The organism is Cohnella pontilimi (assembly GCF_005049045.1).
Classification (GTDB): domain Bacteria; phylum Bacillota; class Bacilli; order Paenibacillales; family Paenibacillaceae; genus Cohnella; species Cohnella pontilimi.
The window spans coordinates 134,990-161,845 of record NZ_SUPK01000007.1 but is presented as its reverse complement, the minus strand read 5'-3'; the positions used below and the strand labels follow the sequence as shown (position 1 = coordinate 161,845).

27 protein-coding genes and 1 riboswitch are annotated in these 26,856 nt (G+C 55.9%); of the genes, 4 read left to right on the top strand and 23 right to left on the bottom strand.

All coding sequences use genetic code 11. The features are described 5' to 3' along the window. Window positions 1–73 precede the first annotated feature (73 nt). The 10 genes from E5161_RS15145 to E5161_RS15105 all read right to left on the bottom strand — a co-directional run bounded on the left by E5161_RS15145 (window position 74) and on the right by E5161_RS15105 (window position 10,468). Window positions 74–1,597, bottom strand: coding sequence for a S1C family serine protease (locus tag E5161_RS15145; protein ID WP_136778669.1), 1,524 nt, complete (start codon window positions 1,595–1,597; stop codon window positions 74–76). Window positions 1,598–1,885: 288 nt separating this feature from the next. Then, on the bottom strand, window positions 1,886–2,299 hold the full coding sequence (locus E5161_RS15140) for a YugN family protein (RefSeq protein WP_136778668.1): 414 nt from the start codon (window positions 2,297–2,299) through the stop codon (window positions 1,886–1,888). 48 nt (window positions 2,300–2,347) lie between these two features. After that, complete coding sequence (locus E5161_RS15135; protein WP_136778667.1) at window positions 2,348–3,028, bottom strand: response regulator; 681 nt, start codon at window positions 3,026–3,028, stop codon at window positions 2,348–2,350. Window positions 3,029–3,036: 8 nt separating this feature from the next. Then, window positions 3,037–4,074: a histidine kinase gene (locus E5161_RS15130; RefSeq protein WP_342773871.1), complete on the bottom strand. Its 1,038-nt coding sequence runs from the start codon at window positions 4,072–4,074 to the stop codon at window positions 3,037–3,039. Between the two features lie 8 nt (window positions 4,075–4,082). Beyond that, window positions 4,083–5,156: a cell wall-active antibiotics response protein LiaF gene (gene liaF, locus E5161_RS15125; protein WP_246042290.1), complete on the bottom strand. Its 1,074-nt coding sequence runs from the start codon at window positions 5,154–5,156 to the stop codon at window positions 4,083–4,085. A 104-nt stretch (window positions 5,157–5,260) separates the two neighbouring features. Further along, on the bottom strand, window positions 5,261–6,034 hold the full coding sequence (locus E5161_RS15120; RefSeq protein WP_136778666.1) for an AAC(3) family N-acetyltransferase: 774 nt from the start codon (window positions 6,032–6,034) through the stop codon (window positions 5,261–5,263). Between the two features lie 371 nt (window positions 6,035–6,405). Beyond that, entirely contained in the window at window positions 6,406–6,558 is a 153-nt protein-coding gene (locus tag E5161_RS20850; protein WP_169306708.1) for a hypothetical protein, read from the bottom strand. A 46-nt stretch (window positions 6,559–6,604) separates the two neighbouring features. Next, window positions 6,605–7,123: an RNA polymerase sigma factor gene (locus E5161_RS15115; protein WP_136778665.1), complete on the bottom strand. Its 519-nt coding sequence runs from the start codon at window positions 7,121–7,123 to the stop codon at window positions 6,605–6,607. Window positions 7,124–7,263: 140 nt separating this feature from the next. After that, on the bottom strand, window positions 7,264–9,201 hold the full coding sequence (thrS, locus tag E5161_RS15110; RefSeq protein ID WP_136778664.1) for a threonine--tRNA ligase: 1,938 nt from the start codon (window positions 9,199–9,201) through the stop codon (window positions 7,264–7,266). 418 nt (window positions 9,202–9,619) lie between these two features. Continuing rightward, window positions 9,620–10,468: a putative sporulation protein YtxC gene (locus tag E5161_RS15105; protein ID WP_246042318.1), complete on the bottom strand. Its 849-nt coding sequence runs from the start codon at window positions 10,466–10,468 to the stop codon at window positions 9,620–9,622. Between the two features lie 127 nt (window positions 10,469–10,595). Between E5161_RS15105 and E5161_RS15100 the strand changes: the two genes are divergently transcribed. Beyond that, on the top strand, window positions 10,596–11,678 hold the full coding sequence (locus E5161_RS15100; protein ID WP_136778662.1) for a GGDEF domain-containing protein: 1,083 nt from the start codon (window positions 10,596–10,598) through the stop codon (window positions 11,676–11,678). A 51-nt stretch (window positions 11,679–11,729) separates the two neighbouring features. Here E5161_RS15100 and mqnC read toward each other — a convergent pair whose 3' ends face one another. The 4 genes from mqnC to metA form a co-directional block, all read right to left on the bottom strand. Beyond that, on the bottom strand, window positions 11,730–12,866 hold the full coding sequence (mqnC, locus tag E5161_RS15095; RefSeq protein ID WP_136778661.1) for a cyclic dehypoxanthinyl futalosine synthase: 1,137 nt from the start codon (window positions 12,864–12,866) through the stop codon (window positions 11,730–11,732). 113 nt (window positions 12,867–12,979) lie between these two features. Further along, window positions 12,980–14,158, bottom strand: coding sequence for a MalY/PatB family protein (locus E5161_RS15090; protein WP_136778660.1), 1,179 nt, complete (start codon window positions 14,156–14,158; stop codon window positions 12,980–12,982). 6 nt (window positions 14,159–14,164) lie between these two features. Continuing rightward, window positions 14,165–15,322, bottom strand: a complete 1,158-nt coding sequence (locus E5161_RS15085; protein WP_136778659.1) for an aminotransferase class I/II-fold pyridoxal phosphate-dependent enzyme — start codon at window positions 15,320–15,322, stop codon at window positions 14,165–14,167. A 15-nt stretch (window positions 15,323–15,337) separates the two neighbouring features. Then, window positions 15,338–16,270, bottom strand: a complete 933-nt coding sequence (metA, locus tag E5161_RS15080; RefSeq protein ID WP_136778658.1) for a homoserine O-acetyltransferase MetA — start codon at window positions 16,268–16,270, stop codon at window positions 15,338–15,340. Between the two features lie 82 nt (window positions 16,271–16,352). Beyond that, window positions 16,353–16,469, bottom strand: a riboswitch (SAM riboswitch). Between the two features lie 399 nt (window positions 16,470–16,868). Between metA and corA the strand changes: the two genes are divergently transcribed. Continuing rightward, entirely contained in the window at window positions 16,869–17,804 is a 936-nt protein-coding gene (corA, locus tag E5161_RS15075; protein WP_136778657.1) for a magnesium/cobalt transporter CorA, read from the top strand. Between the two features lie 120 nt (window positions 17,805–17,924). On the opposite strand, the gene E5161_RS15070 is transcribed toward corA, so the two are convergent. Beyond that, on the bottom strand, window positions 17,925–18,920 hold the full coding sequence (locus E5161_RS15070) for an HRDC domain-containing protein (RefSeq protein ID WP_136778656.1): 996 nt from the start codon (window positions 18,918–18,920) through the stop codon (window positions 17,925–17,927). 275 nt (window positions 18,921–19,195) lie between these two features. Here E5161_RS15070 and E5161_RS15065 point away from each other — a divergent pair, with 275 nt between their 5' ends. Beyond that, window positions 19,196–19,486 (top strand): DUF3055 domain-containing protein, encoded by a 291-nt coding sequence (locus E5161_RS15065; protein ID WP_136778798.1) that lies wholly within the window; start codon window positions 19,196–19,198, stop codon window positions 19,484–19,486. 57 nt (window positions 19,487–19,543) lie between these two features. Beyond that, window positions 19,544–19,825, top strand: a complete 282-nt coding sequence (locus E5161_RS15060) for a hypothetical protein (RefSeq protein ID WP_136778655.1) — start codon at window positions 19,544–19,546, stop codon at window positions 19,823–19,825. Window positions 19,826–19,853: 28 nt separating this feature from the next. Here E5161_RS15060 and E5161_RS15055 read toward each other — a convergent pair whose 3' ends face one another. The 8 genes from E5161_RS15055 to E5161_RS15020 form a co-directional block, all read right to left on the bottom strand. Further along, on the bottom strand, window positions 19,854–20,738 hold the full coding sequence (locus E5161_RS15055) for a 5'-3' exonuclease (RefSeq protein ID WP_136778654.1): 885 nt from the start codon (window positions 20,736–20,738) through the stop codon (window positions 19,854–19,856). A 184-nt stretch (window positions 20,739–20,922) separates the two neighbouring features. Beyond that, entirely contained in the window at window positions 20,923–22,113 is a 1,191-nt protein-coding gene (locus E5161_RS15050) for an aminotransferase class I/II-fold pyridoxal phosphate-dependent enzyme (RefSeq protein WP_136778653.1), read from the bottom strand. A 26-nt stretch (window positions 22,114–22,139) separates the two neighbouring features. Beyond that, window positions 22,140–23,222 carry a site-2 protease family protein gene (locus tag E5161_RS15045; RefSeq protein ID WP_136778652.1) on the bottom strand — a complete coding sequence of 361 codons (1,083 nt, stop codon included), beginning with the start codon at window positions 23,220–23,222 and terminating at the stop codon, window positions 22,140–22,142. Window positions 23,223–23,244: 22 nt separating this feature from the next. Further along, on the bottom strand, window positions 23,245–23,607 hold the full coding sequence (locus tag E5161_RS15040; protein WP_136778651.1) for a Spx/MgsR family RNA polymerase-binding regulatory protein: 363 nt from the start codon (window positions 23,605–23,607) through the stop codon (window positions 23,245–23,247). A 44-nt stretch (window positions 23,608–23,651) separates the two neighbouring features. Next, window positions 23,652–24,623, bottom strand: coding sequence for an RluA family pseudouridine synthase (locus tag E5161_RS15035; protein ID WP_246042289.1), 972 nt, complete (start codon window positions 24,621–24,623; stop codon window positions 23,652–23,654). Then, window positions 24,620–25,207 carry a cob(I)yrinic acid a,c-diamide adenosyltransferase gene (locus E5161_RS15030; RefSeq protein ID WP_136778650.1) on the bottom strand — a complete coding sequence of 196 codons (588 nt, stop codon included), beginning with the start codon at window positions 25,205–25,207 and terminating at the stop codon, window positions 24,620–24,622. The genes E5161_RS15035 and E5161_RS15030 overlap by 4 nt, the downstream gene beginning before the upstream one ends. 80 nt (window positions 25,208–25,287) lie before the next feature. Next, a complete protein-coding gene (locus E5161_RS15025) occupies window positions 25,288–25,533 on the bottom strand; it encodes an aspartyl-phosphate phosphatase Spo0E family protein (RefSeq protein ID WP_136778649.1) in 246 nt (81 codons plus the stop codon). Between the two features lie 93 nt (window positions 25,534–25,626). Continuing rightward, complete coding sequence (locus E5161_RS15020; RefSeq protein WP_136778648.1) at window positions 25,627–26,853, bottom strand: aminotransferase class I/II-fold pyridoxal phosphate-dependent enzyme; 1,227 nt, start codon at window positions 26,851–26,853, stop codon at window positions 25,627–25,629. Between the last annotated feature and the right edge of the window lie 3 nt (window positions 26,854–26,856).

Sequence of the window (26,856 nt, the reverse complement as noted above, 5' to 3'; positions counted from 1 at the left end):
ACGGATTTACAAAAAGAGCGGGAGAAGCCCGTTACCGGGCAACCCCGCTTCCCTGCAAATGTGTGTCCGTTCCTTACGGCTGTTCGCCGGTCTGGAATTTGTTCTTGTCGCCGATTTCTACGCCGACTTTGATTTTCTCTCCGTTGCGGACGACGTCCAGCGTCACCTTGTCGCCTACATTTTTCTTTTGAATGGCGGTGACCAGCTCTTCGTTGTTTTTGTAGTCCGTGCCGTCCATGGCGGTGATGATGTCGTAGGCTCTCAAGTCCGCTTTATAAGCGGGAGATCCGTAAATGACGTCTCGCACGATCGAACCGCTGGTCACATCAACACCCAATTTTTTCGCCAGATCCGGGGTCATGGAATACAGGCTTGCACCAATGAACGGAACCGGTTTTTTCGGAATTTGCGTGTTGTTCTTCAAATTGTTCAGCACTTCCGAGATCGTGCTCGTCGGAATGGCGAAGCCGATGCCCTGCGCCTGCGCGCTTACGGCGGTGTTGATGCCGATCACTTGGCCTTGCAGATTCAGCAGCGGACCGCCGGAGTTACCCGGGTTGATGGAAGCGTCGGTCTGCAAAAGATGCTGATAATTACGCGTTCCCTGCTGATCCGGGATGCTGATTTCACGTTCGTTGGAGCTCAGAATGCCGACGGTGACCGTATGGTCGAAGCCGTACGGGTTGCCGATCGCCACGACCCAATCCCCCATATTCACGGAATTCGAATCTCCGAGCTTCAGTGTCGGGAAATTGGTGCCTTCAATTTTCAGCACCGCCAAATCGAGATCGTAGCTGGAGCCGAGCAGCTTCGCTTTGAACGGCTTGCTGTGACCGACGACGGTGACCTCGATTTCGGAAGCATTGCCGACAACGTGCTGGTTCGTCAAAATATAACCGGTCGAGTCGAAGATGAAGCCGGAGCCCATACCGCTTGGCTGCAGAGTATCGCCGCCGCCTCCGTTGCCGCCTTCTTCGCCGTAAGTTCCGTCGCCGAAAAATTGCCGGAATAAATCGTCCATCGTGCCGCCCTGGTTGCTGCTGGAGTTCGTGTAAGTCTCGATCTTCACGACTGCCGGAGATGCTTGTTCGAAAATTTTGGCGATATTGTTCGGCCGAACGACATCCGCCGAATTGCTGACCGGCTTAGACGACGTTTCTACCGCTTGCGGTGCAGATGTACCGCCCAATGCCGGAACGGAAAACCAGTTATTGCGATCGGCCGCGAACATCAAGCCGCCGACAGCGACAACGCCAACCATAAACGCCGCAAACAGCGAGCGAAAACTGCGTCGAGGCGGCGTTTGCCAAGAACCTCCGCGGCCGCTGCCGGACACGGTGAACGGCCGGTATTCCCGAGCTGTCGGTACGACCTCCGCTTGCGTGTCTTTCATAGATTCCGGATTCGTCTCCGTGCGATAGGGCATGTTTCCTCCGAAGGGTCCGAACGTGTAGGGCTCGGATTCTCTGCGCACTCCCGCGTAAGGATCGTCTCTTTCGGTCCGCTGCGAGTGTTCGTCTTCCCGCTCTTCCGGACGGTTCTGGCCGCCGTATGTGAAACCGTGCCAATCGTCCGGTCTCTTGTTTTGATCGTCCATGTTTGGTTCCTCCTTGGTGTATATTTGGTCTACACCGTTTATCTTTCTGTCTCTATCTTGGACTTCGTTCCTTAAAACTATCTTAAACGGAAATAAATGCGAAGTAAAAAAAAGGCGATAAAACCCTTCCCGCATCATTATCCTTTTTCAGCCCCGGAAAAACGCCGGCAAACAAAAAATCGTCAGAGTTTATGATCCGACGATTAACTCTCATCCCCCAAAAGTGACGTAAAGCTTCGAAGCTTATTCCGATTACTTTTGGGGGAGCCCCCGAAAAAATTAAAATATTTATTTAGGATATATCTGTTCGATTTCATGTAATCGTTGCTTGGCTTTGTCGATCCACTCCGGCTCGATGTCGGCGTCAGCATTGACCGGGTCGGTGAACTGATCGAGCATGGCGCCGAACGTTCGGGGCTGCGCTTCCCGGTCCAACCCTTCATTGTACACGTGCTTCAATACGAACGGCCGGCCGAATCGAATTTTCGCATCCGTCTCGTCGGCTTCGCTGTCCACGTGGCCAGTCGTCACGTCAAAAGGCAGCCGGAGCCATACTTTCTGCGCTTCGTCCAATGCGCTGTCGAAGGACCCGCTGTCGTAATCCCAATTGCCCGACAGCGTAAAGCCGAGACTCGCAATGGCGCTGCGAACTTTATCGAATTCTTGTTCCTGCGACGTAAGAGAAGAAGAGATCGGGTACATGGGCAGTTCTCCCTTTTTACCCTATAGCCTAACCGGTTTGGCTTCCGGTTATGCCTGCTTGGCCCATCCCTTGCGGTGAGCGTAAATGGCCAGCTGCGTGCGGTCCTCCATTTCGCATTTCATGAGCAGATTGCTCACGTGGGTTTTCACTGTTTTGACGCTGATATGAAGCTCATCCCCGATTTCCTTGTTCGACTTGCCTTCCGCGATCAGCAGCAGCACTTCCCGTTCCCGCTCCGTCAAGCCTTCGTCCTCGTGCTGCACGGAACGTTTGCGCAGGCCGCGGGTGAGCGCTTGGGAGACGTCGCTGCTCATAACCGGCATGTTCTTCAAAGCTCCCTGCATCGCATAAAGGAGTTCATCGGCCGAGACGGTCTTCAGCACATAGCTGACCGCTCCCGCTTCGATCGCTTCGACGATTTTATCGTCCTCCAGAAAGCTGGTCAGGATAATAATCCGAAGCTCGGGAAAACGCTCCAGCAGCATTTTCGTCGTTTCGACCCCGTTCATGTCCGGCATCATGAGGTCCATCAGCACAAGATGGGGCATTTTGCCGTTATAACCGCCCTCCGTAAGCTTCCGGACCGCATCTTGCCCGCCGGAGGCTTCGCCGATCACATCAAATCGGGAATCCAGCATCAAATACGTTTTCAAGCCCATCCGTACCATTTCGTGATCATCGACAATCAATACGTTCCAAACGTTCGATTCCCCACTCGACACCGTCATTCGCTCCTCTATTTTTCGGATCCCGAATTCTGCTCTTCAAATTTGGGAAACCAGACCCGTACCCGGGTTCCCGCTCCTTGCTTCGTCACGATTTCCACGTCTCCGCCGAGCTTCAGCGCGCGTTCTCTCATCGTGGACAAGCCGTATGCGCCTTCCCGCACTTGATCCGCCTGGAATCCCGTTCCATTATCCTCGATCTGCAGCGTCACTTGCCGGTCGGTTTCTCCCAGCAGCAGCCGGACGGCGCTGGCTTCCGAATGTTTGACCACATTGGCCATCGCCTCTTGAATGACGAGGAACAGCTGATGCTCCTTCGCTTCGGATAGCCGGCCGAGCAGCTGAATATCCAGCGTTCCCTGCAGCCCGTTATGCCGGCAGTAGTCCGGGAACCAGCGCTCCAACGCTTCCGCGAGTGTGCGGCCTTGAAGCTCCAGCGGGCGAAGCTGCGCGATCAAGCCCCGCATTTGACGCTGCGCCGAAGAAGACATGGCGATCAATTGCTCCATCACCTTATGCGCATGTATTTCGTCTTTCTCCAGCAGCTTGGGCAAAGAAGAGGCCGACATATGAAGCGCGAACAGCTGCTGACTGACGGTATCGTGCAGGTCGCGGGCCAGTCTGCGCCGTTCCTCCAGCACCGCCGCCTCTTTGGAGGACGCTTCCTCCATGACGTCGCGTTCTCCTATCTGCTGCAGCAATTTCAATCGATTCTCCAGTTGGGACAGCATCTCGTTAAATTCGTTGTATACCCCCGTGAAAGCATCCGGTCCGAGACCCGGCAGCCGGGCTTTCCAATTGCCGGCTTTGGCTTGTTTCAGCGCGAGCTGCAGCTGATCCAGCCGGCGCTGTGTCCGATGACCGAAAATGTACGCAACCGCCATTTGTACGATCACGAACACGACGGTCCAACCGATCCACGATTCCGGAAGCGGCGGAGCCTCGGACAAGGCGACCCAGCCGAAATACAGAACAAGCATCATGACCAAGGCGGACACGCCGGCGTATATGGCATTTTCCCATTTGCTGTTGCGGACGAATCGCATCATTCGCTTCTCTACCCTACTTTCGTCACCCGGACATCGCCGATGAACGAGCTGGCGATCAGCACGATGCGTTTGTCCGTATCGGAATAACTCGGCGTTTCCACCGTCATCTGGTTAAAAAATCCGCCGCGCTTGTGATCCAGCACTTTCACGTCGCCGATCAGCGAACTGGATACCACTTGAATGCCCACGCCGAGATCATTAGGCACGAATACTTTAACGTCCCCGATAAAGCCGGATACGTAAATGCGTGTTTCGCCAAGCGGGATTTGCGCCTTCGTCAGGTCCAGCGTCGTGTCCCCGATGAAATGGGAGATCGACATCGGCCGCAGCTCCCAGTAATCCTGCCCGATATACACATCTCCGATAAAACGGCTGTGAGCCTGACGGTTGGGGTCAAAGGAATGATCCCACCATTGCCCATGTCCATGATGCCGTCTGCGTTCTTCGCGGGCTTGCTGCTTTTGCCGCCAGCGCTCTTCCTTTTCCCGGAGGCGCTCCTGCCACCGTTCTTCCTTTTCTCGGCGCCGCTCTTCCGACCAATGCGCATGCCCCTGGGAGGTGTCTTGATAGCCGCCCTTAGGCTCGGTGTTCGAGAAAGGAGCATTCGGATCGTCCGACAAGGGCGGAGCGGGAGGCGGCCCTTGACGTTCCAACGGCGGTTCGGGCGGCACCGGCGGCACCGAAGGAGGAGTCACCGGATTCCATCCGTTGGCCGTCCAATCGCCGCGGTGTCTGTGCCGCTTGGATCTGTTCCCGCACGCCATCATGTTGAGGCCGAACAGGATGAGGGCCACGGGACCGATCAACCTGAACATGTCTCCGAGATCCCAGGTGAACCAGCCCAAATTACGGCCCAGAAAAATGACGCCGATCATGATCACGAGCGGGTTCCACCAAAAGCCTCCCGCTCTTTGGATGAGCAGTCCTTGCAGACCGAACAGAATAATGAACACCGGCCAGAAATTCGAAAACAAATCCCCGATATTAAAAGTGGTAACGCCGGTCTGATTAAGCAAAAAAACGACGCCCATCGCGACCAGCACAATCCCCCAAAACAGCCGGTGCAAAATAGACTGATGCATAAGTCTTTTCCTCCGATTTGCCGCAAATTATCGAATCATGACTCTAGTATAAAGCCAACCTTGGGGCGTCCGACAGCGGCGCGGGTTGGAAAAGTTCCTCGGTCTCAGGACTGAGCCGTCAGGAGGCGAGGATTGGACTGCAGCTGATCCGTACTATAGGCCAAGAAGGATTCAGCGTCGATGAGAAAACAGTCCGCATGGCCGATTCGGCCGGCTTTCATGATCCCTTCGGCCAGCAGCGGCGCTTCAAGAACGGAGAAATTGCGAGGCGTCCCCCAGTCGTGCAGCATGGTGCTCCGGACGATCGACCGGCCCTGCTCGTCCGTCATCGTGCAAGTGACCGGCTTGGGCTGCAAATGATAAGGAACGCCGACCACCTCTTCCACCGTGTGGAACGTGGTATTGGATTCGAGCGTGACGCCGAGCAGCAAAATGGCACCCCGCCGGCGGCATAAACGGTAATACGGGCTGCCGAATCCGCAGGTCGTCCAGCAGTCTTCGTGCCCCCGGGTCAAATCGAAGGCGTTACGGCCGATGGCTGCCACTGAATGCGTCGGGGACAACGAGCGAACGGCATCCTCACGCAAACGCATCGTTTCCGGAATGACGCCTGTCCAACATTGTGAAGCTTTCACATCAAAAAAGGGCGGCTGTTCCGCACTGTCGGCGCTCGTTCCGGTGAGCGTAGGAACAAGCAGCGTTCCCTCGGCGGGATCAACGGCTTTGAGCAAGGCGTCGATCACCGTATCCGCTCCGCCTTCGACATAGCCGATGCGGGAAAGAGAACTGTGTACGAGTAATTCCATGCCCGACTGTACGCCCAGCTGCCGCAGATCGTGCAATATCGTTTCCTTGCTGACCCGATTGTTCGCAGACATTGCGATTCCCCCTTGTCTAAACGATATCCTCCTATTTTTTCTTCGGCCGGACTGCAATTCCCTTTTACGCGCAACGACAAAAATAAAACAGAGCAGACGTCCGCTGAGGATGTCTGCCCTGTCCAAAGCATGAAAGTGTTCAAGTCCAGGCTGTGATCATGATGGAGATAATGCCGATCAACATCACAATCAAACCGATATCAAAAAGGATCAGCATGCTCATCAGCCATTTGTTCATCTTGGCCGCACTCCCGTCGTCAGGGATATTTTGCACATCTATCATCATTTATCCTTATGCCGACGGTTTGAAAAATAATAAAAGAGGGACCGTCGGGTCCCTCTTCAGAAGGCGGGTACGTTACCAGTTCCAATTAACGATTGTTGGTGCGATTGGCGTTGTGCTGCGCAGCCCCGGTTCCACAGGCGCCTTGGTTGTTGTTCGTGCCGGCTCCGGAGGCAAATTCCGTTTGGAAAGCACTGTTGTTATTGTTCGTTCCCGCTTTGACCTTACGGTTTTTCGCCATGATAACCTCACCTCCCGCTATATAGCTTGAGCGGGCGGGAGGGCGTTTATGTATGCGGAAACTCTTCCCGGACCTGTTGCTTCGCTCTGGCTTTGCTCCTATGAATCCGGGCTTTCACCGTACCGACGGGCACGGACAAGGCGGCTGCAATTTCATCGTCCCGGAAGCCGTAGTAAAACTTGTACAGCAGCAGCGTACGCGCCTGCGGATCCAAGCGTCCAAGCAAGTCCGACAATTCGGCTAACAGCTCGGGTTCGGAGTTCGACCCCAGGCCGGATAAATCCCGAACGTAATCGTCATCAATCGTTTCTACCTTTTTGCTGCGATTCGCGTTAGAGGCCAGATTGGAGGCGATCGCCTTGGCCCACGGAATCAGCTTGTCCGAATCGCGAAGCGTCGAGCCATGTTCCAAAATACGAACCCATGCTTCCTGCACGACATCTACGGCGTCGTTCTTGTTGTACAACTTGTATCGCGCGACCTTCAGCATTTGTCGGTAAAGCTCCGACAAAAGTTCTTCTTCCGAGCTGAAGGCTTGAGGATCCGCGTTGCCGAGGAATTTCATGACACGGTTCACTCCTCAACCATGGCAAAGATAGGTAAGTTCATTCTAGCACAAGTGCGAGGAAAAGAGAATATTTCCCAATATATCGGTTTTCTCGACATAAAAAAGAGACTGCGCAAAGGCAGTCCCTTTGTCCTTATTTAGTCGACACGTTTCGAGACGATCTCACCTGTTGCTCGGGCAATGAAGTCGGCCAGCGGCTGTGCGCCGAGGTCGCCTTCTCCGCGCCGGCGGACGGATACCGTTCCGTTCTCCGCTTCCTGTTCCCCCACGATGAGCATATAAGGAATTTTCTCCAGCTGCGCTTCACGGATTTTGTAACCCATCTTCTCATTCCGCAGATCGGATTCCACCCGGATACCAGCGGCCTGCAGCTTCTCTTCGACTTCACGCACGTAACCTTCATAGGCGGTGCTGACCGGAATGACTTTCGCCTGAACCGGCGACAGCCACAGCGGCAGCGCGCCGGCGAAGTTCTCGAGGAGGAATGCCGTCATGCGCTCCATCGTGCTGATAATACCGCGGTGAATGACGACCGGGCGGTGCTTCTTGCCGTCGTCTCCCACGTATTCGAGCTCGAAGCGTTCCGGCAGCAGAACGTCCAGCTGCGCGGTGGACAGCGTTTCTTCCTTGCCCAGCGCGGTTTTGATCTGAACGTCAAGCTTCGGTCCGTAAAACGCGGCTTCGCCTTCGGCTTCAAAGAACGGAAGCCCAAGTTCCTCCACAACTTCACGCAGCATGCGCTGGGTCGTTTCCCACATATTGTCGTCCGGCCAGTATTTCTCTTTGTCCTGCGGATCCCGGTAAGACAGCCGGAAGCGATATTCCTTGATCCCGAAGTCTTCATATACTTGCCGGATCAGATTCACGACGCGCGTAAACTCTTCCTTGATCTGGTCCATCCGGCAGAAAATATGCGCGTCGTTCAGCGTCATCGCACGCACACGGTGCAGGCCCGTCAGCGCACCGGACATTTCGTAACGGTGCATCGTGCCCAGCTCAGCGACGCGCAGCGGCAGATCGCGGTAACTGCGCATATCGCTCTTGTACACCATCATGTGGTGAGGACAGTTCATCGGGCGCAGCACCAATTCTTCGTTATCCAGTTCCATCGGCGGGAACATATCGTCTTTGTAATGCTCCCAGTGACCGGAAGTCTTATACAGGTCGACATTCGCCAGCACCGGCGTATAAACGTGCTGGTAGCCGAGGCGCTCTTCCAAATCCACGATATAACGCTCGAGTGTGCGGCGGAGCTTGGCACCGTAGGGCAGCCACAGCGGCAAGCCTTGGCCGACTTCGCGCGAGAACGTGAACATTTTCAGCTCGCGGCCCAATTTGCGGTGATCGCGTTTTTTGGCTTCCTCGAGAAAATGCAAGTGCTCATCCAACTGGGCTTTTTTCGCAAACGCCGTACCATAAATCCGTTGGAGCATTTTGTTTTTGCTGTCTCCGCGCCAGTACGCGCCTGCAACGCTCAGCAGCTTGAACGCCTTGATTTTGCCGGTAGACGGCACGTGCGGTCCGCGGCAAAGGTCGAAAAACTCCCCTTGCTCATAAATGGTGATGACCGACTCCGCGGGTAGATCCCGGATCAGTTCCAGCTTAAGCGGATCCCCGATTTTTTCATAAATGGCGAGCGCTTCTTCGCGGCTGACAACCTTGCGAACGATGGCAAGATCTTCCTTGACGATCTTCTCCATCTCCTGCTCGATCTTGCCCAAATCCTCCGGCGTAATGGATTGCTCCAGGTCGATGTCATAGTAGAAGCCGTCTTCGATGACCGGACCAATCCCCAGTTTGACTTTGTCGCCGCCATACAGCCGTTTGATCGCCTGGGCCATCAGGTGCGCCGTGCTGTGACGCATAACCTCGAGGCCGTCGGCTTGATCGAGTGTCAAAATTTCGAGCGACACATTGTCTTCAATCGGCGTGTTCAGATCCACAGCTTTGCCGTTGATCTTGCCGGCCACCGCATTTTTCTTCAAGCCAGGGCTGATCGAGCCCGCGACGTCTTCCACGGTTACGCCGGCATCATACTCCCGGATTGCCCCATCAGGCAGCTTTACTTGCACCATACCGCATTCCTCCTTGGTATTTCGCGCGTAAACATCCGGAAAACAAAAAGACACCGTCTCATAAGGGACGATGCCTCGTATTGGCCCGTGGTTCCACCCTGATTCGGTCTGCCGGATTTCCGTCCGTGAATGGACGGTCCGCGTAGACCCTCGGTGCATTCGGTAACGGGAATGATCCGTTGCGGCTTACGCTGCGTCCGGCCTGTGGCCGTCCGGTTCAACCGCTCAGCTCCGAAGGGGTAATCCGATCGCCGGTTTCGTGAGGAAATTTCAGCCGGTGTTTCCTCTCTCTGGTCCGTCCGGGAAGAAGGGATCATGTCTTCATCTTCGCTGTTCATGATTCCGATGTTGCGCGATAAAGATACTCTGCATTATAACAACCCCCGTTCGGCTGCGTCAAGGCCGTGTACCGCCGGTTTTACAAAAGATTGTGCGGGTACAATTCCGCCCGGTCTCCGAAAATGCAAATCAACGTCCGGATGACCTGGGATTCGGGTTCCGGCGTGTGAATGTACAGTTGTCCCGGAGAGGCGGCCAAAAGGCGGCTCACCAGCACGCTTTCCTCTTCTTCCGCCGCATCCTGCCCGCCCGGACGGTCTTGTTCCAGCGGACGCATGTCCTCATCCAGCAGGCGAAAGGCATGTCCGCCGCCATGGAGCACATGAACCGCGGGAATCCGGGTTTCCTGCCATTCGACCATCGATTTGAGCAAGGCCATGAAATCCTCGTATTGACGCTCCGCCAACCGTTCCTCCATCGCCGTTTCCGCCGCTTCCAGCACTTCCGCGCGATACTCGCCCAACCGGAAACGGATGAATCCGTCTAAATGAAGGCGGTCATGTTCTTCTAGATAGGCAGCAAAGCGGGCGGTCAGTTTGCGCAGCCTTCTCTCCCGTCCTTTGCCGGGCCAATGATCGCCGATCTGCTGCACACCGTCCAACAAAGCGACCGTTTCCGCGATGAGGGCATCCGATTCCACCGCGTCTTCGATTCCGAATTTCGTCGTGAAAAACCGCCGCAGCAGCTGAGGCTCATGTTCGGTCAGCGTGAAGTCGGCGAGCACCCTGCCCACCTGTTCGCAAGAACGTTTTTTCGCAGCTGGCCCCGGTCCAAGCGGAAAATGACAGCGGATAAACCCGTCGTCTCCCGACAATTCCCACTGCATCGCATCGACCGCTTGTTCCGGTCCCATCACCGCCCGATTCAGCATCGCCGCGAGCCGCTCCAGCGAACCCGGATCGTGTCTGCGCTCCACCAAAAACTCCATCCGTTTCAAGCGCTCACCCCCCGTCTAGACAGCTTGTTACTAACTATATGGTGACCCAAAAGGGGATATACGATGGGCGAGGTCGTATGGTATATTTTATAAAGTGAGCCACCGAAGGGATGTTCTTATGTCCTCACCCATGGAAAATCACCAAAAGCGATGGAATCGCCGTTTGCTTCACACCTTTTGGGTCGTATGGGTTGTTTCCATCGTTATCGAATGCTTATACATGCTGTTCGTCACGGCAGTACCTCCGGACGAATTCGTCGGTCCCTACCTTCTGCGGCCGACGGCACTGCTGCTGCTCGTCGTCCTGCTGGCCGATGCCGGTATCCGTATGCTCCCCAAACACCACGACTACTTGCTCATTACCGCATCGGCACTGTTCACGCTCATCGTGACCGCCGTCCATTCCACCCTGGACTATCTCCTTTTCTTTCTTTTCTTTCCGGTCATGGTCAGCATATTGTATTTTCGTTACTCCATCCTCGTGTACGCCATTTCGACAGCGGCATTCGATTTGTACACCCTTTATTTCATTAACCCAAATATCCATAGCCGCATAAGCACGATCGAAATCGTGACGATGACCGTCATTTTGGGCGTGTACAGCGGGATCGCTTTCTTCGTGCTGGCCCGAGGCCGCGAGCTCTTGCAAAACTTGATTTCCTCATACGAATCCAATCAGGCTTTGCAGCTGCGGAACATGGAAATGTTCAAGCTGGCCAAAACCGACTATTTAACGGAGACCTACAATCACATGGCTTATCACGAGCTGGTGGACAAGCTGGTTGAGGAAGCGGAGAAAGGCCGGCTTCTTTTGCATCTCGCCGTGTTCGACATCGACAATTTCAAATCGATTAACGATACATACGGCCACCGTGCGGGGGACCAGGTGCTGCGCAAAGTGGCGGAAGTCGCGCGGTCCAAGGTCGGATCTCACGATTTCGTGGCACGCTACGGCGGGGAGGAATTCGTGATTTTGTTCACGGACCTCGATTTTCTTGCCGCCTACGACACGATGGAGCAGATCCGCCGCTCCATCGCTTCCACCCCGCATGAATCGCTGAGCGGGCGCTCGGTTACGGTCAGCGCGGGCATTAACCGCTACGTGAACGGGATGGGCAAGGAGAAATTTTTCCAAGGGGCAGATGCCGCCTTGTACGATGCGAAGCACTCCGGCAAAAACAGAACCAGTGTATCCGCGTGACAAAATAAAAAGCCTCCGCTCCCGAGAGTTGGGAACGGAGGCTTTCGTCTTTTAATTTTGCATAACAAAATCTTTTTCCACGGAGTCGGAAGCCCCGAACACTTTCAGGGTCCGGTATTTCGTGTCGCGCTGAGCCGGGATTTTGCCCGCTTCGCGGATGATTTGCAGCGTTGAATTGATGGTTACTTTGTGCGTCGTGCCGGCGGCGGAAACGACATTTTCCTCGATCATCGTGCTTCCGAAATCATTGCATCCGTAAGACAAGGTCAGCTTGCCAATCTCAGGACCCATCGTCACCCAGGATGATTGGAAATTGTCGATGTTGTCGAGGGCAATTCGGCTGATCGCGAGCGTCTTCAAGTATTCTTCCGGCGTCGCTTTCTCGCGTTTCATGTTCGTGTTGTCCGGTTGGAAAGTCCAAGGAATAAACGCAAGGAAACCGGGGGAAGGATATCCGTTATTCAAGCATTCGTCCTGCGCGTCGCGTACCCGCAGCAGATGAAGCGCCCGCTCCTCCATCGATTCGCCGAACCCGATGACCATGGTAGCCGTTGTGTTCATACCGATTTTGTGCGCCGTCGTCATGACGTCCATCCAGTCCCGCCACGAACCTTTCAGCTTGCTGATTTTGCTGCGCGTACGGTCGTCGAGAATTTCGGCTCCTCCGCCCGGAAGCGAGTCCAGGCCCGCTTCGTGCAGCTGCCGGACGACATGCTCAAGCGGAATATTGCCGGCGACCACCTGCATTTTCCGGATCTCGGCCGGAGAGAAAGAGTGCATCGTAATCTCGGGGAAACGCTGCTTGATTTCCCGCAGCAGATTCAAGTAATAGTCGAACGGCAAATCCGGGTTCGTCCCGCCCTGCATCAAAATCTCGGTGCCGCCGACGTCGATCGTTTCCTGAATTTTTTTGAAAATGACTTCATCGGGCAGCACGTAGCCTTCCTTCGACCCCGGCGCACGATAAAATGCGCAAAAACGGCAATATACGTCGCAAATATTCGTATAGTTAATGTTGCGCCCAACTACGAACGTCGTAATCGGCTCGGGATGCTTACGCATCATGATCCGGTTCGCGGTGTCGCCCATTTTCTCGATTTCGTCCGATTCGAACAAGGTGATGATGTCTTCCATGCCCAGTCTTTGGCCGTCAAGCGCACCTTGTAAAATGCGGTCCACTCTATTCATGAGGACCCTCCTTTGTTTGTAGCAACCGTTCGGTTTCGTGTCCTTCTTGCTCATCGTAACATAAATAGGCCGCGGCAGTCATCCATCCGGATGACTCCGCGGCAATCCAGCTCTTACCTGCGGCTGCGAACCGCACGGGTGAAGCGTTCCAAGGCTTCGATCAAAATCGAACGAGGGCAGGCGATGTTGACGCGCAGGTAACCGGCTCCCGGTTTGCCGTACACCGAGCCTTCGTTGAACGCGACGCGCGCTTCGTCGTACATCAGCTTTTTCAGATCTGCCGGATCTTTGGAAATGGCGCTGCAATCCATCCAGACCAAATAGGTGGCCTCCGGCCGGATGACTTTGATTTCCGGCAACTTTTCCGCGAGAAACTGGGTCATGTAGTCGAGATTGCCTTCCAAATAATCCAGCAGCTGCTCCAGCCATTCGTCTCCGTAAGTATAAGCACTGACGATGGCGGTTAGGCCGAAGTAGGATTCCATATGCACGGAAAACGTTTTGAGCGCTTGGTTGTAACGACGGCGAAGCTCCGCGTTCGGGATAATGACGCACGCCGACTGCAAGCCCGCAAGGTTGAACGTTTTGCTGGTCGCGATACAGGTGAGAGAAATCTGTGCGAATTCCTCCTTGATCGAAGCGAACGGGGTATGCTTGTGCCCCCGGAGTACAAGGTCATGATGGATCTCGTCGGCGACCACAAGCACGCCGTGACGAACGCAAATGTCGCCGATGCGCGTTAACTCCTCCCGGGTCCAGACACGTCCGCCGGGATTGTGGGGGGAGCAGAGAAGCAGCAGCTTGGCGCCGTCTGCCGCTTGTTGTTCCAACAGGTCGAAATCGACCTCGTAACGTCCTTCGCGCAGCACCAGCGTATTTTCGACGACCTCACGGCCATGCATTTTAATGACATCGTAGAACGGATAATACACCGGCGCCTGCAAAATCACTTTGTCTCCCGGCTCCGTGAAGGTGTAAATACTCATACTCAACGCCGTCACCACGCCGGGGCTGGATTGGCTGATCCAGTCGTGCTGGATCTCCCAACCATGACGCCGTTTCAGCCAGCCGCTCACCGCCTCCGCATACTCAGGCGTACGGAATGTATAACCGTAAACGCCGAGCTGCGCACGCCGGACGATTTCGTCCACCACTTCCTTGGGCGGGGCGAAATCCATATCCGCTACCCACAACGGGAGAACGTCCTCGTGGCCGAACAGCTTTTCCGACTGGTCCCATTTGTAGGACGCCGTCCCTTTACGGTCCGGAGCATGATCGAAATCGTATTTCATTTGCGGTTACCCTCCGATCTCATTCAGCGCGTTATCTATTGCTTGACTAAGATCCGCAATCAAGTCGTCGATGTGCTCAATCCCCACCGAGAAGCGCAGCAGCCGGTCGTCCACACCCACGGCTTCGCGGATTTCCGGCGGGATGTCGGCATGCGTCTGCACCGCCGGGTACGTCATGAGCGACTCGACGCCGCCCAGGCTCTCCGCGAACGCAATGAGCCGGATATGCCGCAGGATCGGCTCAATCGTGCGGGCGTCCTTCATTTTGAAGGCGAAAATGCCGGTATTCCCCGACGATTGACGGTTCTGGATGTCATGTCCCGGATGGTCGGGAAGGGCCGGGTGGAACACTTCGGCGACCGCCGGATGTTCCTTCAGCCACTTCGCCATACGTACGGAGTTCTCCTGATGGCGTTCCATCCGCAGCGCCAGCGTTTTCATGCCGCGCATGAGCAGCCAGGAGTCCTGGGGGCCGAGTACGGCTCCGATGGAGTTGTGCAGGAAAGCGACTTGCTTCGACAGCTCTTCGCCTTTGGTGACGATGAGTCCCGCGAGCACGTCGTTGTGGCCACCTAAATACTTGGTCGCGCTGTGAACGACAATATCGGCTCCCAGCTCGATCGGCCGTTGAAAATAGGGCGTGAGCAGCGTGTTGTCCACGATCACGAGGCAGCCTTTGCGTTTGGCCCAGGCCGAAACTTTCGCAATGTCGGTAATCATCATGAGCGGATTGGTCGGCGTTTCGATCAGCACCGCTTTCGTATTCGGCTTCCATTGGGATTCCAAGGCGTCCAAATCGTTCGTGTCGATATAAGACGCGGTCACGCCGAATCGAGACATGATCTGCTCCAGCATTCGGTACGTGCCGCCATACAGATCCAAGGAGACGAGCAAATGATCTCCCTGGCTGAACAGGGCAAAGATCGTCTGAAGCGCCGCCATGCCGGAGCTGCAGGCGAAGCCGGCATCGCCGCTTTCCAGGTCTGCCGCCGCTTGTTCGAGCACCGACCGGGTCGGGCTTTTGGTTCGGGAGTAGTCGAAGCCGGTGCTCTGGCCGAGCTTCGGATGGCGGAATGCGGTGGCGTGATGCACGGGGAAGCTGATGCCCCCCGTCTCAGGATCGTGCAGCGATCCGATTTGGGCCAATCGGCTCTCGATGTTCATATCAGCGGAGTCCTCCTATAGCAGCGCATGCTTCTGTGCTTTGCCCAGATCGTATGGTGTCTCTTGGTACACGTAATAGTTCAGCCAGTTCGAAAACAACAGGTTCGCATGCGCACGCCAGGTCGATCTCGGAAAACGGGTCGGGTCATTGTTAGGGTAGTAGTTTTTCGGAACGTCGATCCGTAACCCTTTCGCTTTGTCCCTGTCGTATTCCCATTTCAGCGTCAGCGGGTCGTATTCGGCGTGTCCGGTGACGAAAATTTGCTTTCCTTGCCGCGAAGAAGCGATATAAACGCCGGCCTCCTCCGATTCCGACAACACTTCCAGGCCTTCCGCCTTGTCGATGTCCTCCCGACGCACCTCGGTGTGACGGGACTGGGGCACGTAGAATTCCTCGTCGAAGCCCCTCATAAGCTTCGTATTCGGCTTGGTGACCACATGGGGGAAAACGCCGAATATCTTCTCCTCCAGCGGATATTTCGGAATGCCGAAATGATGGTATAACCCCGCCTGCGCGCCCCAGCAAATGTGCAGCGTGGACGTCACGTTGTCGACGGTCCAGTCCATAATCGTCTTCAATTCGTCCCAATAAGTGACTTCCTCGAACGGAAGCTGCTCGACGGGCGCTCCGGTGATGATCATGCCGTCAAAGCGCTCTTCCTCGACTTCGTCGAATGTCTTATAGAACGCCTCCAAGTGCTCGGAAGACGTATTTTTGGAAGTATGGGTTTTCGGATGCAGCAGCACCGCTTCCACCTGAAGCGGCGTATTGCCGATCAGCCGGAGCAGCTGCGTTTCCGTCGTTTCTTTGGTCGGCATCAGATTCAGGATCGCAATGCGGAGCGGGCGAATATCCTGATGATAAGCGACGCTTTCATCCATCACGAAAATGTTTTCTTCCGCCAACACTTCTTTGGCGGGCAGATTGTCGGGTACCTTGATCGGCATTCCGTCATCTCCTTCGCGTTATTCCAAATGAAAAACGACCCTGACGAGGCAGGGTCGTTGAAAATAAATATTCAGCGCGCCCCTCTCATCTGTCCGAGACGCTCGCGCGTCCCTGCAAGAATTAGCACCGTACGTGTAACGTTCCACGCCGGTTGCCGGGCTTCATCGGGCTAGTCCCTCCGCCTGCTCTTGATAAGATGGCAAAACTCATTCAGTTATCGTTTGAACTTAATGTACCCGAAATCAAAATGTCCGTCAAGAGGCGGGCTGCGGGGTGCAAGTCCTTGTGATCGTACATAAATGAAGCGCATTTCGGGCTTGATAAAAAGAACAGGCCGGGCTTATACTTATCACGTTAACCGGGTGTTTCGACACCGAAATACGGAGTTCGAGGGGGGAGCCGGACATGGAAGGAGATCATCCGAGGCCTAGTTGTCGCCGCATGATCGCCATAGAGGAAAGAGTTTCCGATCGGGGCAAAGACGCCATCGTCCGGCTTCGCCGGGCTGGCTGATCCTTTGCACGAGCCGATTGGTGCCTTTCTGTAAGTAAGAAACCGGTACCTGTTGCGGTAACGGCTTATGAAGGAGGGACAGCCATGAAAATCCGTTTGGTTCACAACGGCGTATTTGAGCCGGTGGAGGACGTCAGCCAAGCGTTGACACCGCCGCCCGAAGGCTTTTATTGGATTGACGCGGACGTCGACGACCTGGAAGTGCTGCAGCCGCTGTTCAACCTGCACGATCTGGCGGTCGAAGACTGCCTGACCGAAGAGGAACAGCGTCCGAAGCTCGAAATCTATGAAAACCAATATTTTCTTGTGATCAACAGCATTCGTTTCGACGACGAGGAGATTTTCCTTCGCGCATTGAATCTCTTTCTGGGACGCCATTATCTCATTACGGTTACGCGTCAAAAAATCAACGAACTGCGCAGCATCAAACCGATTTTGCTGGAGCAGGAAGTGAACCGGGCGGACCGGTTCCTATACCATCTGGTCGACATCGTGGTCGACAACTATTTCGACGTCGGCGACCGGATCGAGGCGAGGATCGAAGGCCTCGAAGAAGACATTATCATGCACACGAACAAATCGCACTTGTCCCAAATTGTCAGCCTGCGAAGCGAGATTTTGTGGCTGAAGAAAGTGCTCGGCCCGCAGCGCGACGTCATTGCCACATTGAATAAGAAGGATCTCCGGCTCATCGACGACCAGCTGCAAAAATATTTTGGCGACATTCACGAAAACGCCGTAAAAATTTCTGAGACGTTCGAAACATACCGAGATCTCATGGGCAACTTGCGGGAGGCTTACCAATCCAGCGTCGCCAACCGGGCGAACGAAATCATGCGCGTGTTCACCGCGTTGACCACGATTTTCATGCCGCTCACCTTCATTACCGGCGTGTACGGAATGAATTTCTCCTATATCCCGGGATTGGATTTCCGATACGGCGCAGAGGTTCTTTTGCTGATCATGGTTCTGCTCGGTTTCGGCATGTTCTACTACTTCCGCAAGAAGGATTGGCTATGAAATTTACGGGGGCTCCCCCAAAAGTAATCGGAATAAGCTGCAAAGCGTCACGTCACTTTTGGGGGAAAAATCAGGGCTGTCTTAAACGGTCGATAACCGTTGAAGGCAGCCCTTTTTGGCTTAAATCGCGGTTTGACGCTCTCTGCGGAATCGAATGCGCATCATCCGCAGCTTCTCGTAGTGGCGTTCTACTTCCTTGTCTCCTGCGGCTGTTTCGCCGTAAAGCTTGTGCAGAAGCGGCTTCAAATAGCGGTCGCCCAGCTGCGCCATTGCCTCGGAAGCCTGCGTCCACTCCTCGTTCGAAACCGTCGTCAACTCCCGGTCGATGATCGGCAAGACGTCGTAACCTTCGTCATCCAACCGCTCGATCCGCTCCACCAGCTGCCGGCGAGTGCATTGCAGCAAGCTCTCCATTTCAGCCAGAGATTGGCCATCCCGAATCGCGCTCAGCAGCGCTCTCTTGTCGCGCACCGAAGCCAGCGTTTTGCCGTATTTCTCCTGCTTCTGACGGAACGTCCACTCCGTAAACCGTTCAGGATCAACCGCTTGCGCGACCCAATCCAGCGGAAAGGCGTGATCTCTCGGCACCTCGTGGAAGATCTCGGACAAATCCTTGCCGTATTTCTCGGTTTTCATTTTCGCAAAGCCCGGAATGTGCCCAAGCTCCGCCGCGGTTGCCGGGCGGTACACCGCCAGCATCTGAAGCTCACGGTTGGTCGCCACCAAATACGCGGACCGGCCTTCCTCCGAAGCCTTGGCCCGGCGCCATAAGCGAAGGCGGTTCAGCAGTTCCGGATCCGCTTCCTGCAAATCGGCATAACACTGCAGGATGACGGCGTGCTGCGGCTTGCGCTCCCAAGCCGGCTCATCCAGCATGCCGTCGATCAGCGGCCGGAACCCTTCCCGCATCTTGCCCGCGGCTCCATGCCGGAACGCGGCGAGCAGCTCTTCCCAGCTAATGCCCTCATACCAAATTTCGTCTTCGCCTGCCGCCTCGGCTTCGTGGTTCCGCCACCCCGCCGTCCACGTTCCCTGATGCTCTCCGATGAACACCTGTCCGCGGGCCTCCCCGCGTGCATCCACCCGATCCAGCCGGTTCAAAAACACGATTTGCATGCCGCTTCCTCCTCCGCCCGCTCTTTGCGGGCTTCCAAAATGAGTCCGGCCGCCCCCGCCGCTGGGAAATGCAAAAAAGCACCTTCCGCGCGTACGGCGGAGAGGTGCTTCCTCAATCCAACAGCCTTGAACGATTCCAGATTAACAAATATTCCGTATTTTGACAAGGGGAACGGCGGTGCATAGCGGCAAACCGAAAGGTTTCCTTGGGCAAGCAGGCTCTTTCACGTATAATGGAATACATTAGCGCGTTTAGGAGGATCCGTTCCATGAATATGAAAGATTTCGATTATTTGTCCGACAGCACCGAGCAAACCTCGACCCGCTTCGTGACCTTTGTAACGCCCAAACTTTACCGGTTTGACCTCGCCATCTTAACGACCAACCGGTTTTACGGCAAAAAGCTCGTGATCGACATGCAGTCCGGAAGAAGCGGCGTTCTCGGACCCGACGATCTGGAGGAGGAAGGCGTGCTGGAGTCGGTATTCCGCATCGGCGAAGAGGAAGCCGCCGAACTGGCGCAATTTCTCGTCTTGGTGCTGGGCGCCGTGCATTTCACCGACTAAGGTAGAGCAAATCAGGATAACCTATTCCCATTCCTTTTGGAGGGAGGTTGTCCAAGCATGAACGAGTATGACCGCGACCCGCCAACCGACGATTTGTCGACCGTCGAGTCCCAGAGAAACGACCTGACCGCAGAGGAGTTCCCCGACGGTCCTTACGGGTCGCCTATAAATGCGGAAAAACTGGGCAAAAGCACGCCGTGGCGCGAGGAACAGCATCCGCCGAACACGTATACTTACGAAAATCGCGAGCTGCATGCCGGCATGGATCGGGGCTATCCCGGAGATCACAACACTCATGACGCCGGAAGAGGCGACGATATACTCGATGATGAAGGCTGATGAGCGCCGCGCGCTCATCGGCTTTCTTTTATCCGATCCAACGCAGCGCGTCTTTAAACTCCACTTTCTCGCAAATCGCGGTCACGCGATCGCGGTCCACGATCCAGGTGCAATGAGACAATTCCACGTTAAGCGGAGCTTCGCAGTTGATAGTGGCGAGACTCCTCGATAAATGAAGCATGTCCAGATCGGCTTCGATTTTTTTGCGAACGGCTGCCGGGAGATTTTCCATGTTGGACAGAATACCATCGATCGACGCGAACTCCTGGATCAGCTTTAGAGCCGTCTTCTCGCCGATCCCCCGCACGCCCGGATAATTGTCGCTCGTATCGCCCATGAGTCCTTTCAGGTCGATGATTTGCGCCGCCGTCAAATTCCTCTCCTCCAGCAGAAATGCCGGCGTGTATACGGCATAGTTGCCCGCGCCTTTCTTCATAATCATGACGGAAATCCGCTCGTCCACGAGCTGAAGCAAGTCATGATCGCCCGTCAGGATGAACACTTCCGATTGTTGGGCGAAGCGGCGGGCCAGCGTTCCGATGCAATCGTCCGCTTCATATCCTTCCGCGCTCACATTCAAAATGCCGAAGCTTTCGGTGACCGTTTTGATCAGCTCGAACTGCGGGATCAGATCGTCCGGCGCTTCCGGCCGGTTGCCTTTGTACTCGGGAAAATGCTCTGCCCGAAACGAGCCGCCCGCCAAATCCCAGCAGCATACGAGATGGGTCGGTTTGATGCGGCGCACCGCATCTCCCAATATTCGGAGAAAGCCATGAACCGCATTGACCGGCACGCCCTCCCGGTTTTTCTTGACCGCGCCGCCCCATGAAGTGGCGAAGAACGCCCGAAAAAGCAGCGCCATCCCGTCCACCATCAATACCGAAGGCGTCTCGCCGTTCGATTGATTGACCATTCGCGAGCATCTCCTTTCTATGATGAGAAAATTACGAGTTTACTAGATTTATCGGCAAAGGGATCCACGTTAAGCAATTTTTAAGTAGCCTGCTTCCACCCTGGTGGCGAGAGTGCGCGATTGATAGTCAGTCTGAGTGACTAACAGCCGCCAGGATGACGGTCGTGCGAATCACAACCTTCCTTCACTTCACCGGCTCGGCGCTGCGAAGGAAGCCGCCGATGCGCTCGGCCGCTTCGCGAAGCCGCTCCTCCGGCTCGACGAGCGCGAGCCGCACATACCCTTCCCCGCGCGCGCCGAAGGCATCGCCGGGAATGCTCGCGACGCCCGACCGGGCCAGCATTTCGCGGGCGAAGCTGCGCGAAGACCAGCCTGCCGGCACCGGCGCCCACACAAACATCGTCGCCCGCGGCGACGGCACATCCCAACCCGCGCGGCGCAACCCGTCCACCAGGACGTTGCGCCGCCTCTCATACAGCGCCGCTACCGGACGCGGCTCGCGCATGTCCATATCCAGTGCGGCCGCTCCCGCCTCCTGAACGGCTTGGAACACACCGAAATCGATGTTGTTTTTCAGAGCCCGCAGCGATTCAAGCGCCCGCTGGTTGCCGACCGCAAAGCCGAGCCGGGTACCCGCCATATGAAACGATTTCGACAGGGAATGGAACTCGACGGCCACTTCGAACGCGCCCGGCACCTCCAGCACGCTCGGCGGCCGGTATCCGTCGAACGCCATCTCGCTGTAGGCGTTATCGTGCACGAGCAGCACGCCCCGCCGGCGTGCCTCGGCTACAGCCCGCTCGAAAAACGCGAGATCGGCGACGGCAGACAGCGGATTGCTCGGATAATTCAAAATCATGAATTTGATTCGTGCCCATACCGCTTCCGGAATCGCGTCTAAATCCGGCAAATACCCGTTTTCCTTCATGAGCGGCAAAGGAACAGCCTCAACACCGGCCACTGCCAGCCCGGCTCCGTATATCGGATAACCCGGATCCGGCAGCAGCGCCGCATCCCCCGGATCGCTGACAGCCAGCGGCAAATGGCCGAGTCCGTCCTGCGTCCCCATGAGTGAGAGCACTCCCCGGGCCGGGTCCAGCTCTACGCCGAAACGATGCTCGAACCAGCGGGCCACGGTGGTCCTGAAGTTCTCTGAACCCTCCGTCCCCGGGTACGCGTACACATCAGGACGCCGCACCGCCTCGGCCAACACGTTCCGTACCTCTTCCGCCGGCGGCTGATCCGGGCTTCCGATATCCAGGGCAATTACGTCTGTGCCTGCCCGGCGAGCCTCCTCTTTCCAGCCGGCAACCTCCGCGAAAATGGCGGAGCCAAGCCGGTCCAGCCGCCGGGATCTCCATTTGTTTTCCTCCATGACGCCGTTCCCGTTCCTCCCTCACCTTACACCGGCTGCTGCAGCATGCCCGTCTCGCTGATTTTCCATATCATATAAAACAAGGCCGCGATGAGCCCGCCGTACGCCAGCCCCATCCTGATCCGCACGCGCAGCGGTACGTCATAATATTTTTCCGGATTATACACCGATCCTTCCATCCGCACCCTGAACTTGACTTCGTTCGTTTCACCCGGATCGCTGACCTTGGTCAATACGACCCTGTCGATCAGACAAGCCTGCGGCAGGCCCAATTCGCCCTTGAACGACAGCGGCTCCCACCAAAACTCCACCACATGCTCGCCGTCCAGCCGGCAATAAGCGGTAAAAGGCAGCTCCCTGCGATGAGATTCCCCGGCCAAATACCAGGAAGGGAGCCCCGGATCGACGGCGGCGTGATATTCCCCTTCTACGATATAAGGTTCGGCTTTGCGTCGGTTGCGGAAAAACATTTTATACATCTGCCAGATGAACAGCAACCAAATGTAAATAAAAATAATTCCGCCGAAACGCCAAATGATGAATGGCCCCGCAATCCCGCCGATCAGCCACAGCCACCTGCTCACCGCGGTCACGATTCGTCCGCCGTCCAGTGGATGTATGGGCATCAGATTGAGCAGATTGATCATAAAACCCGCATTCGCGAGCGCGTACCATATGGGCTGACCGGTCCAATCCCCTATGGCGTAACACAAGAAGGCACCCGCAGATCCGAGCACGGGACCCCCAATGGCGATATAGGCTTCCGTTTCGGCATCCTTCGGGTTTCTTTTCATGGATATGAACGCGCCCAGGAACGGAATGAACATCGGCGCGGTTACCGGCAGTCCTCTGCGGCGCGCGGCGAGTACGTGTCCCATCTCGTGAATGAAAATGAGCAGCACAAAGCCGACCGCGAACGTCCAAGGAAAGAGCAACGCGTAGGCGCCGACGCTGAGAATCATCGTCCAAAGCGGTTTTCCGGCCTTCAGCAGAAACAACAATGCGGTCTTGAACTTGGTCAAAAGGACGAGGATTCCGGCACCCGCAGCCCAACCGCCGTTACCCCTTCGTTTTTTCTCCACCGTTTCTTCCCCATTCTGCAGCGACACCGGCATCCCTCCAAGGGTGATCTTACCAAACGCGGCTGTATTCGTCTTCCTTAAATCCGACTGTGACACGCTCTCCGTCGGTGACGACCGGACGCTTGATGAGCCGGCCGTTGCTGGCGAGCACTGCGATTTTCTCGTCGTCGGACATACCGGGCAACTTGTCCTTCAAGCCCAGTTTCCGGTACACTTCGCCCGAGACGTTAAACCATTTGGAAATCGGGAGCCCGCTAAGGCCGATCCACTTTTTCAATTCTTTGGCGGATGGGGCTTCTTCCCACAAATTATGCAAGATCAGCTCATAGCCGCTCGCATGCAGCCGCTTTACGGCCATCCGGCATGTTGAGCACGGCGGGTAGTGGTATACCGTCAATTTTCGATCCTTCATAAAACCTTCTTCTGCTCCTCTCATGTTGAACCGAAGGCGCCATCTTATTCCGGAGCAGCCAGCGTCTGCAGCGTATGTTCCAATTTTCTCAAATCTTCCGGCAATGCCGCCTCCAGCCGAAGGGCGCGGCCGGTGACCGGATGCGTGAAGCCCAAACTGATTGCATGCAGCGCCTGCCTGTCGATTACATTCGCCAGCTTGGCGGCCAAAGCCGACTTACGCCGCTCCTCATCCGAATAATAATCGTCGCCAATGAGCGGGCACCCGATGTGGAGCATGTGCACCCGGATTTGATGCGTGCGTCCCGTCCCCAGCCGGATGTCCAGTGCGGATGCCCCGCAAGGATAAACGCCGGCCACCTCATAAAACGTGAGCGACGGAGCCCCGTCCTCCCGCACGACACGCCGGTGCGGATCCTCCGAGGAACGGTCGATCGGCGCATAAACCTCTCCGGCGCGATCCGGCGGGTGACCGTATACGTAAGCGCGGTAACGTTTTTCTACGGTTCCTTCGATCATTTGCTGCGAGAGCTGCTGGTGAGCGTAAGGATGTTTGGCGACCACGATCACACCGGACGTGAACTCGTCCAGCCGGTGCACCGGATGAAACCGGCATCTTTCGCCCCGCTCGCGCCAGTAATGCACGATCCCATTCGCCAGCGTGCCGGTATAATGACCCGTCGTCGGATGAACGATTTGGCCGGCCGGCTTGTTTACGACGAGCAAATGCTCATCTTCAAATATAATATCCAGCTCCATCGGCTCGGGCAAAATATCGGTCGACTCTTCCCGCTCGATTCTCAGCTCGATCCGGTCCCCCGCGGCCACGATATTTCCTGTACGTGCCCGCTGCCCGTTGACCATGATGCCATGCTCCGTCGTTTTGAGCCGCACCACCTGCCGGCGGGATATGCCAAAACGCCGCTGAAGCACCTGGCGAAGCTGCAGACCTTCATCCGCCGCATCCGCCACATGCACCAACGGACTATAATAACGTTCGTCGATCTCGTTGTTCACTCCTTCGCGGCCCTCCGGAAAACCGCGGCTCCGCGTTCATATTCCACATCGGCCACACCGAGACGGGTGTTAGCGGCGCGAGCCGCCGAGAAGAAAAAGTCCGACAGCCGGTTCAAATATTTCCGCACCTCCGGAGGGCACGGCCGGTCCGCCGCCAGCGTTACGACCCGCCGTTCGGCCCGCCGGCATACGGTCCGGCAAACGTGCAGAAGAGCCGCCGGCTCGCTGCCGCCGGGCAGAATAAACCGCTGGATCGGCGGGGTTTCCTGCTCGCTGCCGTCAATCCAGGATTCCAGCCGTGCCGTCATCTCGGCCGTTACTTTTAATTTCTCGGGTTCGGGATCGGCGTACGACAAATCGGACCCGCAATCGAACAATTCATGTTGTATAAGGACGAGTTTTTCCGTCATATCGCCCCACACGTTGACATCCTGCGCGGCCATCCATGCCGCGGCCTGACCGACGAACGCGTTTAACTCATCCACGGTGCCGTAGGCTTCGACACGCAGGTCGTCCTTCGAGACGCGCCCGCCGCCGATGACCGATGTTTTCCCTTCATCCCCGGTCCGGGTATAAATGTTCATGCTTCCGTTTCCCCCGTTTCCTTAATTCCACTATAGCATAACCGCGCATAGGGGAAAAAAAGAAAAAGGTCCGGCGATCGTCACCGGGCCTTCTTACGACCAATCATATATTCATTGATTTTGACATCCAACTGCCGGCTGATGCGAATGACCGTGTCGGCCGTAAACGAACATTCCCGCAGGAAAGTTTCGGCCATCACTTGCCGAAGCCGGTCGATTTCGTCCGCCAAGCCGACGGATGCCGCCGCCCGCTCGGGAGACGCCGGATTCGGATGGGCGTCGACCCTCAATAAAGGCGAAAACTCGCTATGATTTGCCGCGTCCATGCCGTCTCCCCCTCCCGAACCGGTCACAAAACAAAGCTAATTATAGCAGATACTAAAATAAATAAACACACTGTTTTACAAGTAATCAACCGATTATCCGATTTTTTGTAAAAAGTTGCCGATTCGATCCAGCGCTTCGGTCAACTGTGATACCGAGGTGGCGTAGCAGCAACGCAGGAAGCCCTCCCCGCCTTTGCCGAACACATGCCCCGGAACCGCGGCCACTTTGGCTTCCAGCACCAGTCGTTGGGCGAACTCCTCGGACGTCATGCCGGTCGACTGAATCGAAGGAAACGCATAAAAAGCACCCTGCGGTTCGTGACAAGCCAGGCCGATCTCGCGAAAGCCTTGCACGACGAGCCTTCTGCGCTGGTTATACGATTCGATCATCCGGTCCTTCTCTTCCAATCCGTTCGGAGTGAGCGACTCCAGCGCGGCGACCTGGGCCATGATCGGAGCGCACATAACGGTGTATTGATGAATTTTGAGCATGGCGCCGATGAGATCGGGGTGACCGCAAGCATACCCCATCCGCCAGCCGGTCATAGCGAACGCCTTGGAAAAACCGCTGACTAGAAGGGTCCGGTCCTTCATGCCCGGAAGCGACGCAAAGCTGACATGCTTCGTCCCGTAAGAGAGCTCGGCATAAATTTCGTCCGAAATGACGATCAGATCGTGCTCCTCCACCACCTTGGCGATCGGCAGCATCTCTTCGTACGTCATGACCGCGCCTGTCGGGTTGCTCGGATAACAAAGCACGAGCAGCTTGGACCGGGGAGTGATCGCGGCGCGAAGACTCTCGGCCGTCAGCTTGAAGTTGTCCTTGGCGAACGTCTCGATTCCGACCGGGATGCCGCCGCCGAGCGACGTGATCGGGGAGTAGGAAATGTAACAAGGCTCGGGAACGAGAATTTCATCGCCCGGTTCTACAAGAGCTCGGAGCGCCAAATCGATCCCTTCGCTTCCGCCCACCGTCACGATAATTTCTTTTGCCGGATCGTAATCCAGCTGAAACTGGTCGTTCAAATATTGCCCGATCGCTTCCCTCAGTTCCGGCATGCCGGCGTTGGGCGTATATTGCGTTTTGCCCTTTTCGAGAGAGTAGACTGCTGCATCGCGCACCCGCCATGGCGTGACGAAATCCGGTTCGCCTACGCCAAGCGAAATGATATCTTTATCCTTGCTATTGCTAACCAAGTCGAAAAAGCGCCGGATTCCGGATGGGGGAATCGCGCGGGCATGCGAGGCCAAATAATCCTGCATGCTTTGCCTCCGCCTTTGCTGCGTGACGGTCTGGGTAACGTCCTCATTTTTGATCATGAT

Excerpts from the sequence above, each read along its gene's own strand:
- E5161_RS15145 (WP_136778669.1), bottom strand. The coding sequence starts at position 1,597 with ATGGACGATCAAAACAAGAGACCGGACGATTGGCACGGTTTCACATAC.
- E5161_RS15140 (WP_136778668.1), bottom strand. The coding sequence starts at position 2,299 with ATGTACCCGATCTCTTCTTCTCTTACGTCGCAGGAACAAGAATTCGAT.
- E5161_RS15135 (WP_136778667.1), bottom strand. The coding sequence starts at position 3,028 with ATGACGGTGTCGAGTGGGGAATCGAACGTTTGGAACGTATTGATTGTC.
- E5161_RS15130 (WP_342773871.1), bottom strand. The coding sequence starts at position 4,074 with ATGATGCGATTCGTCCGCAACAGCAAATGGGAAAATGCCATATACGCC.
- liaF (WP_246042290.1), bottom strand. The coding sequence starts at position 5,156 with ATGCATCAGTCTATTTTGCACCGGCTGTTTTGGGGGATTGTGCTGGTC.
- E5161_RS15120 (WP_136778666.1), bottom strand. The coding sequence starts at position 6,034 with ATGTCTGCGAACAATCGGGTCAGCAAGGAAACGATATTGCACGATCTG.
- E5161_RS20850 (WP_169306708.1), bottom strand. The coding sequence starts at position 6,558 with ATGGCGAAAAACCGTAAGGTCAAAGCGGGAACGAACAATAACAACAGT.
- E5161_RS15115 (WP_136778665.1), bottom strand. The coding sequence starts at position 7,123 with ATGAAATTCCTCGGCAACGCGGATCCTCAAGCCTTCAGCTCGGAAGAA.
- thrS (WP_136778664.1), bottom strand. The coding sequence starts at position 9,201 with ATGGTGCAAGTAAAGCTGCCTGATGGGGCAATCCGGGAGTATGATGCC.
- E5161_RS15105 (WP_246042318.1), bottom strand. The coding sequence starts at position 10,468 with ATGGAGTTTTTGGTGGAGCGCAGACACGATCCGGGTTCGCTGGAGCGG.
- E5161_RS15100 (WP_136778662.1), top strand. The coding sequence starts at position 10,596 with ATGTCCTCACCCATGGAAAATCACCAAAAGCGATGGAATCGCCGTTTG.
- mqnC (WP_136778661.1), bottom strand. The coding sequence starts at position 12,866 with ATGAATAGAGTGGACCGCATTTTACAAGGTGCGCTTGACGGCCAAAGA.
- E5161_RS15090 (WP_136778660.1), bottom strand. The coding sequence starts at position 14,158 with ATGAAATACGATTTCGATCATGCTCCGGACCGTAAAGGGACGGCGTCC.
- E5161_RS15085 (WP_136778659.1), bottom strand. The coding sequence starts at position 15,322 with ATGAACATCGAGAGCCGATTGGCCCAAATCGGATCGCTGCACGATCCT.
- metA (WP_136778658.1), bottom strand. The coding sequence starts at position 16,270 with ATGCCGATCAAGGTACCCGACAATCTGCCCGCCAAAGAAGTGTTGGCG.
- corA (WP_136778657.1), top strand. The coding sequence starts at position 16,869 with ATGAAAATCCGTTTGGTTCACAACGGCGTATTTGAGCCGGTGGAGGAC.
- E5161_RS15070 (WP_136778656.1), bottom strand. The coding sequence starts at position 18,920 with ATGCAAATCGTGTTTTTGAACCGGCTGGATCGGGTGGATGCACGCGGG.
- E5161_RS15065 (WP_136778798.1), top strand. The coding sequence starts at position 19,196 with ATGAAAGATTTCGATTATTTGTCCGACAGCACCGAGCAAACCTCGACC.
- E5161_RS15060 (WP_136778655.1), top strand. The coding sequence starts at position 19,544 with ATGAACGAGTATGACCGCGACCCGCCAACCGACGATTTGTCGACCGTC.
- E5161_RS15055 (WP_136778654.1), bottom strand. The coding sequence starts at position 20,738 with ATGGTCAATCAATCGAACGGCGAGACGCCTTCGGTATTGATGGTGGAC.
- E5161_RS15050 (WP_136778653.1), bottom strand. The coding sequence starts at position 22,113 with ATGGAGGAAAACAAATGGAGATCCCGGCGGCTGGACCGGCTTGGCTCC.
- E5161_RS15040 (WP_136778651.1), bottom strand. The coding sequence starts at position 23,607 with ATGAAGGATCGAAAATTGACGGTATACCACTACCCGCCGTGCTCAACA.
- E5161_RS15030 (WP_136778650.1), bottom strand. The coding sequence starts at position 25,207 with ATGAACATTTATACCCGGACCGGGGATGAAGGGAAAACATCGGTCATC.
- E5161_RS15025 (WP_136778649.1), bottom strand. The coding sequence starts at position 25,533 with ATGGACGCGGCAAATCATAGCGAGTTTTCGCCTTTATTGAGGGTCGAC.
- E5161_RS15020 (WP_136778648.1), bottom strand. The coding sequence starts at position 26,853 with ATGATCAAAAATGAGGACGTTACCCAGACCGTCACGCAGCAAAGGCGG.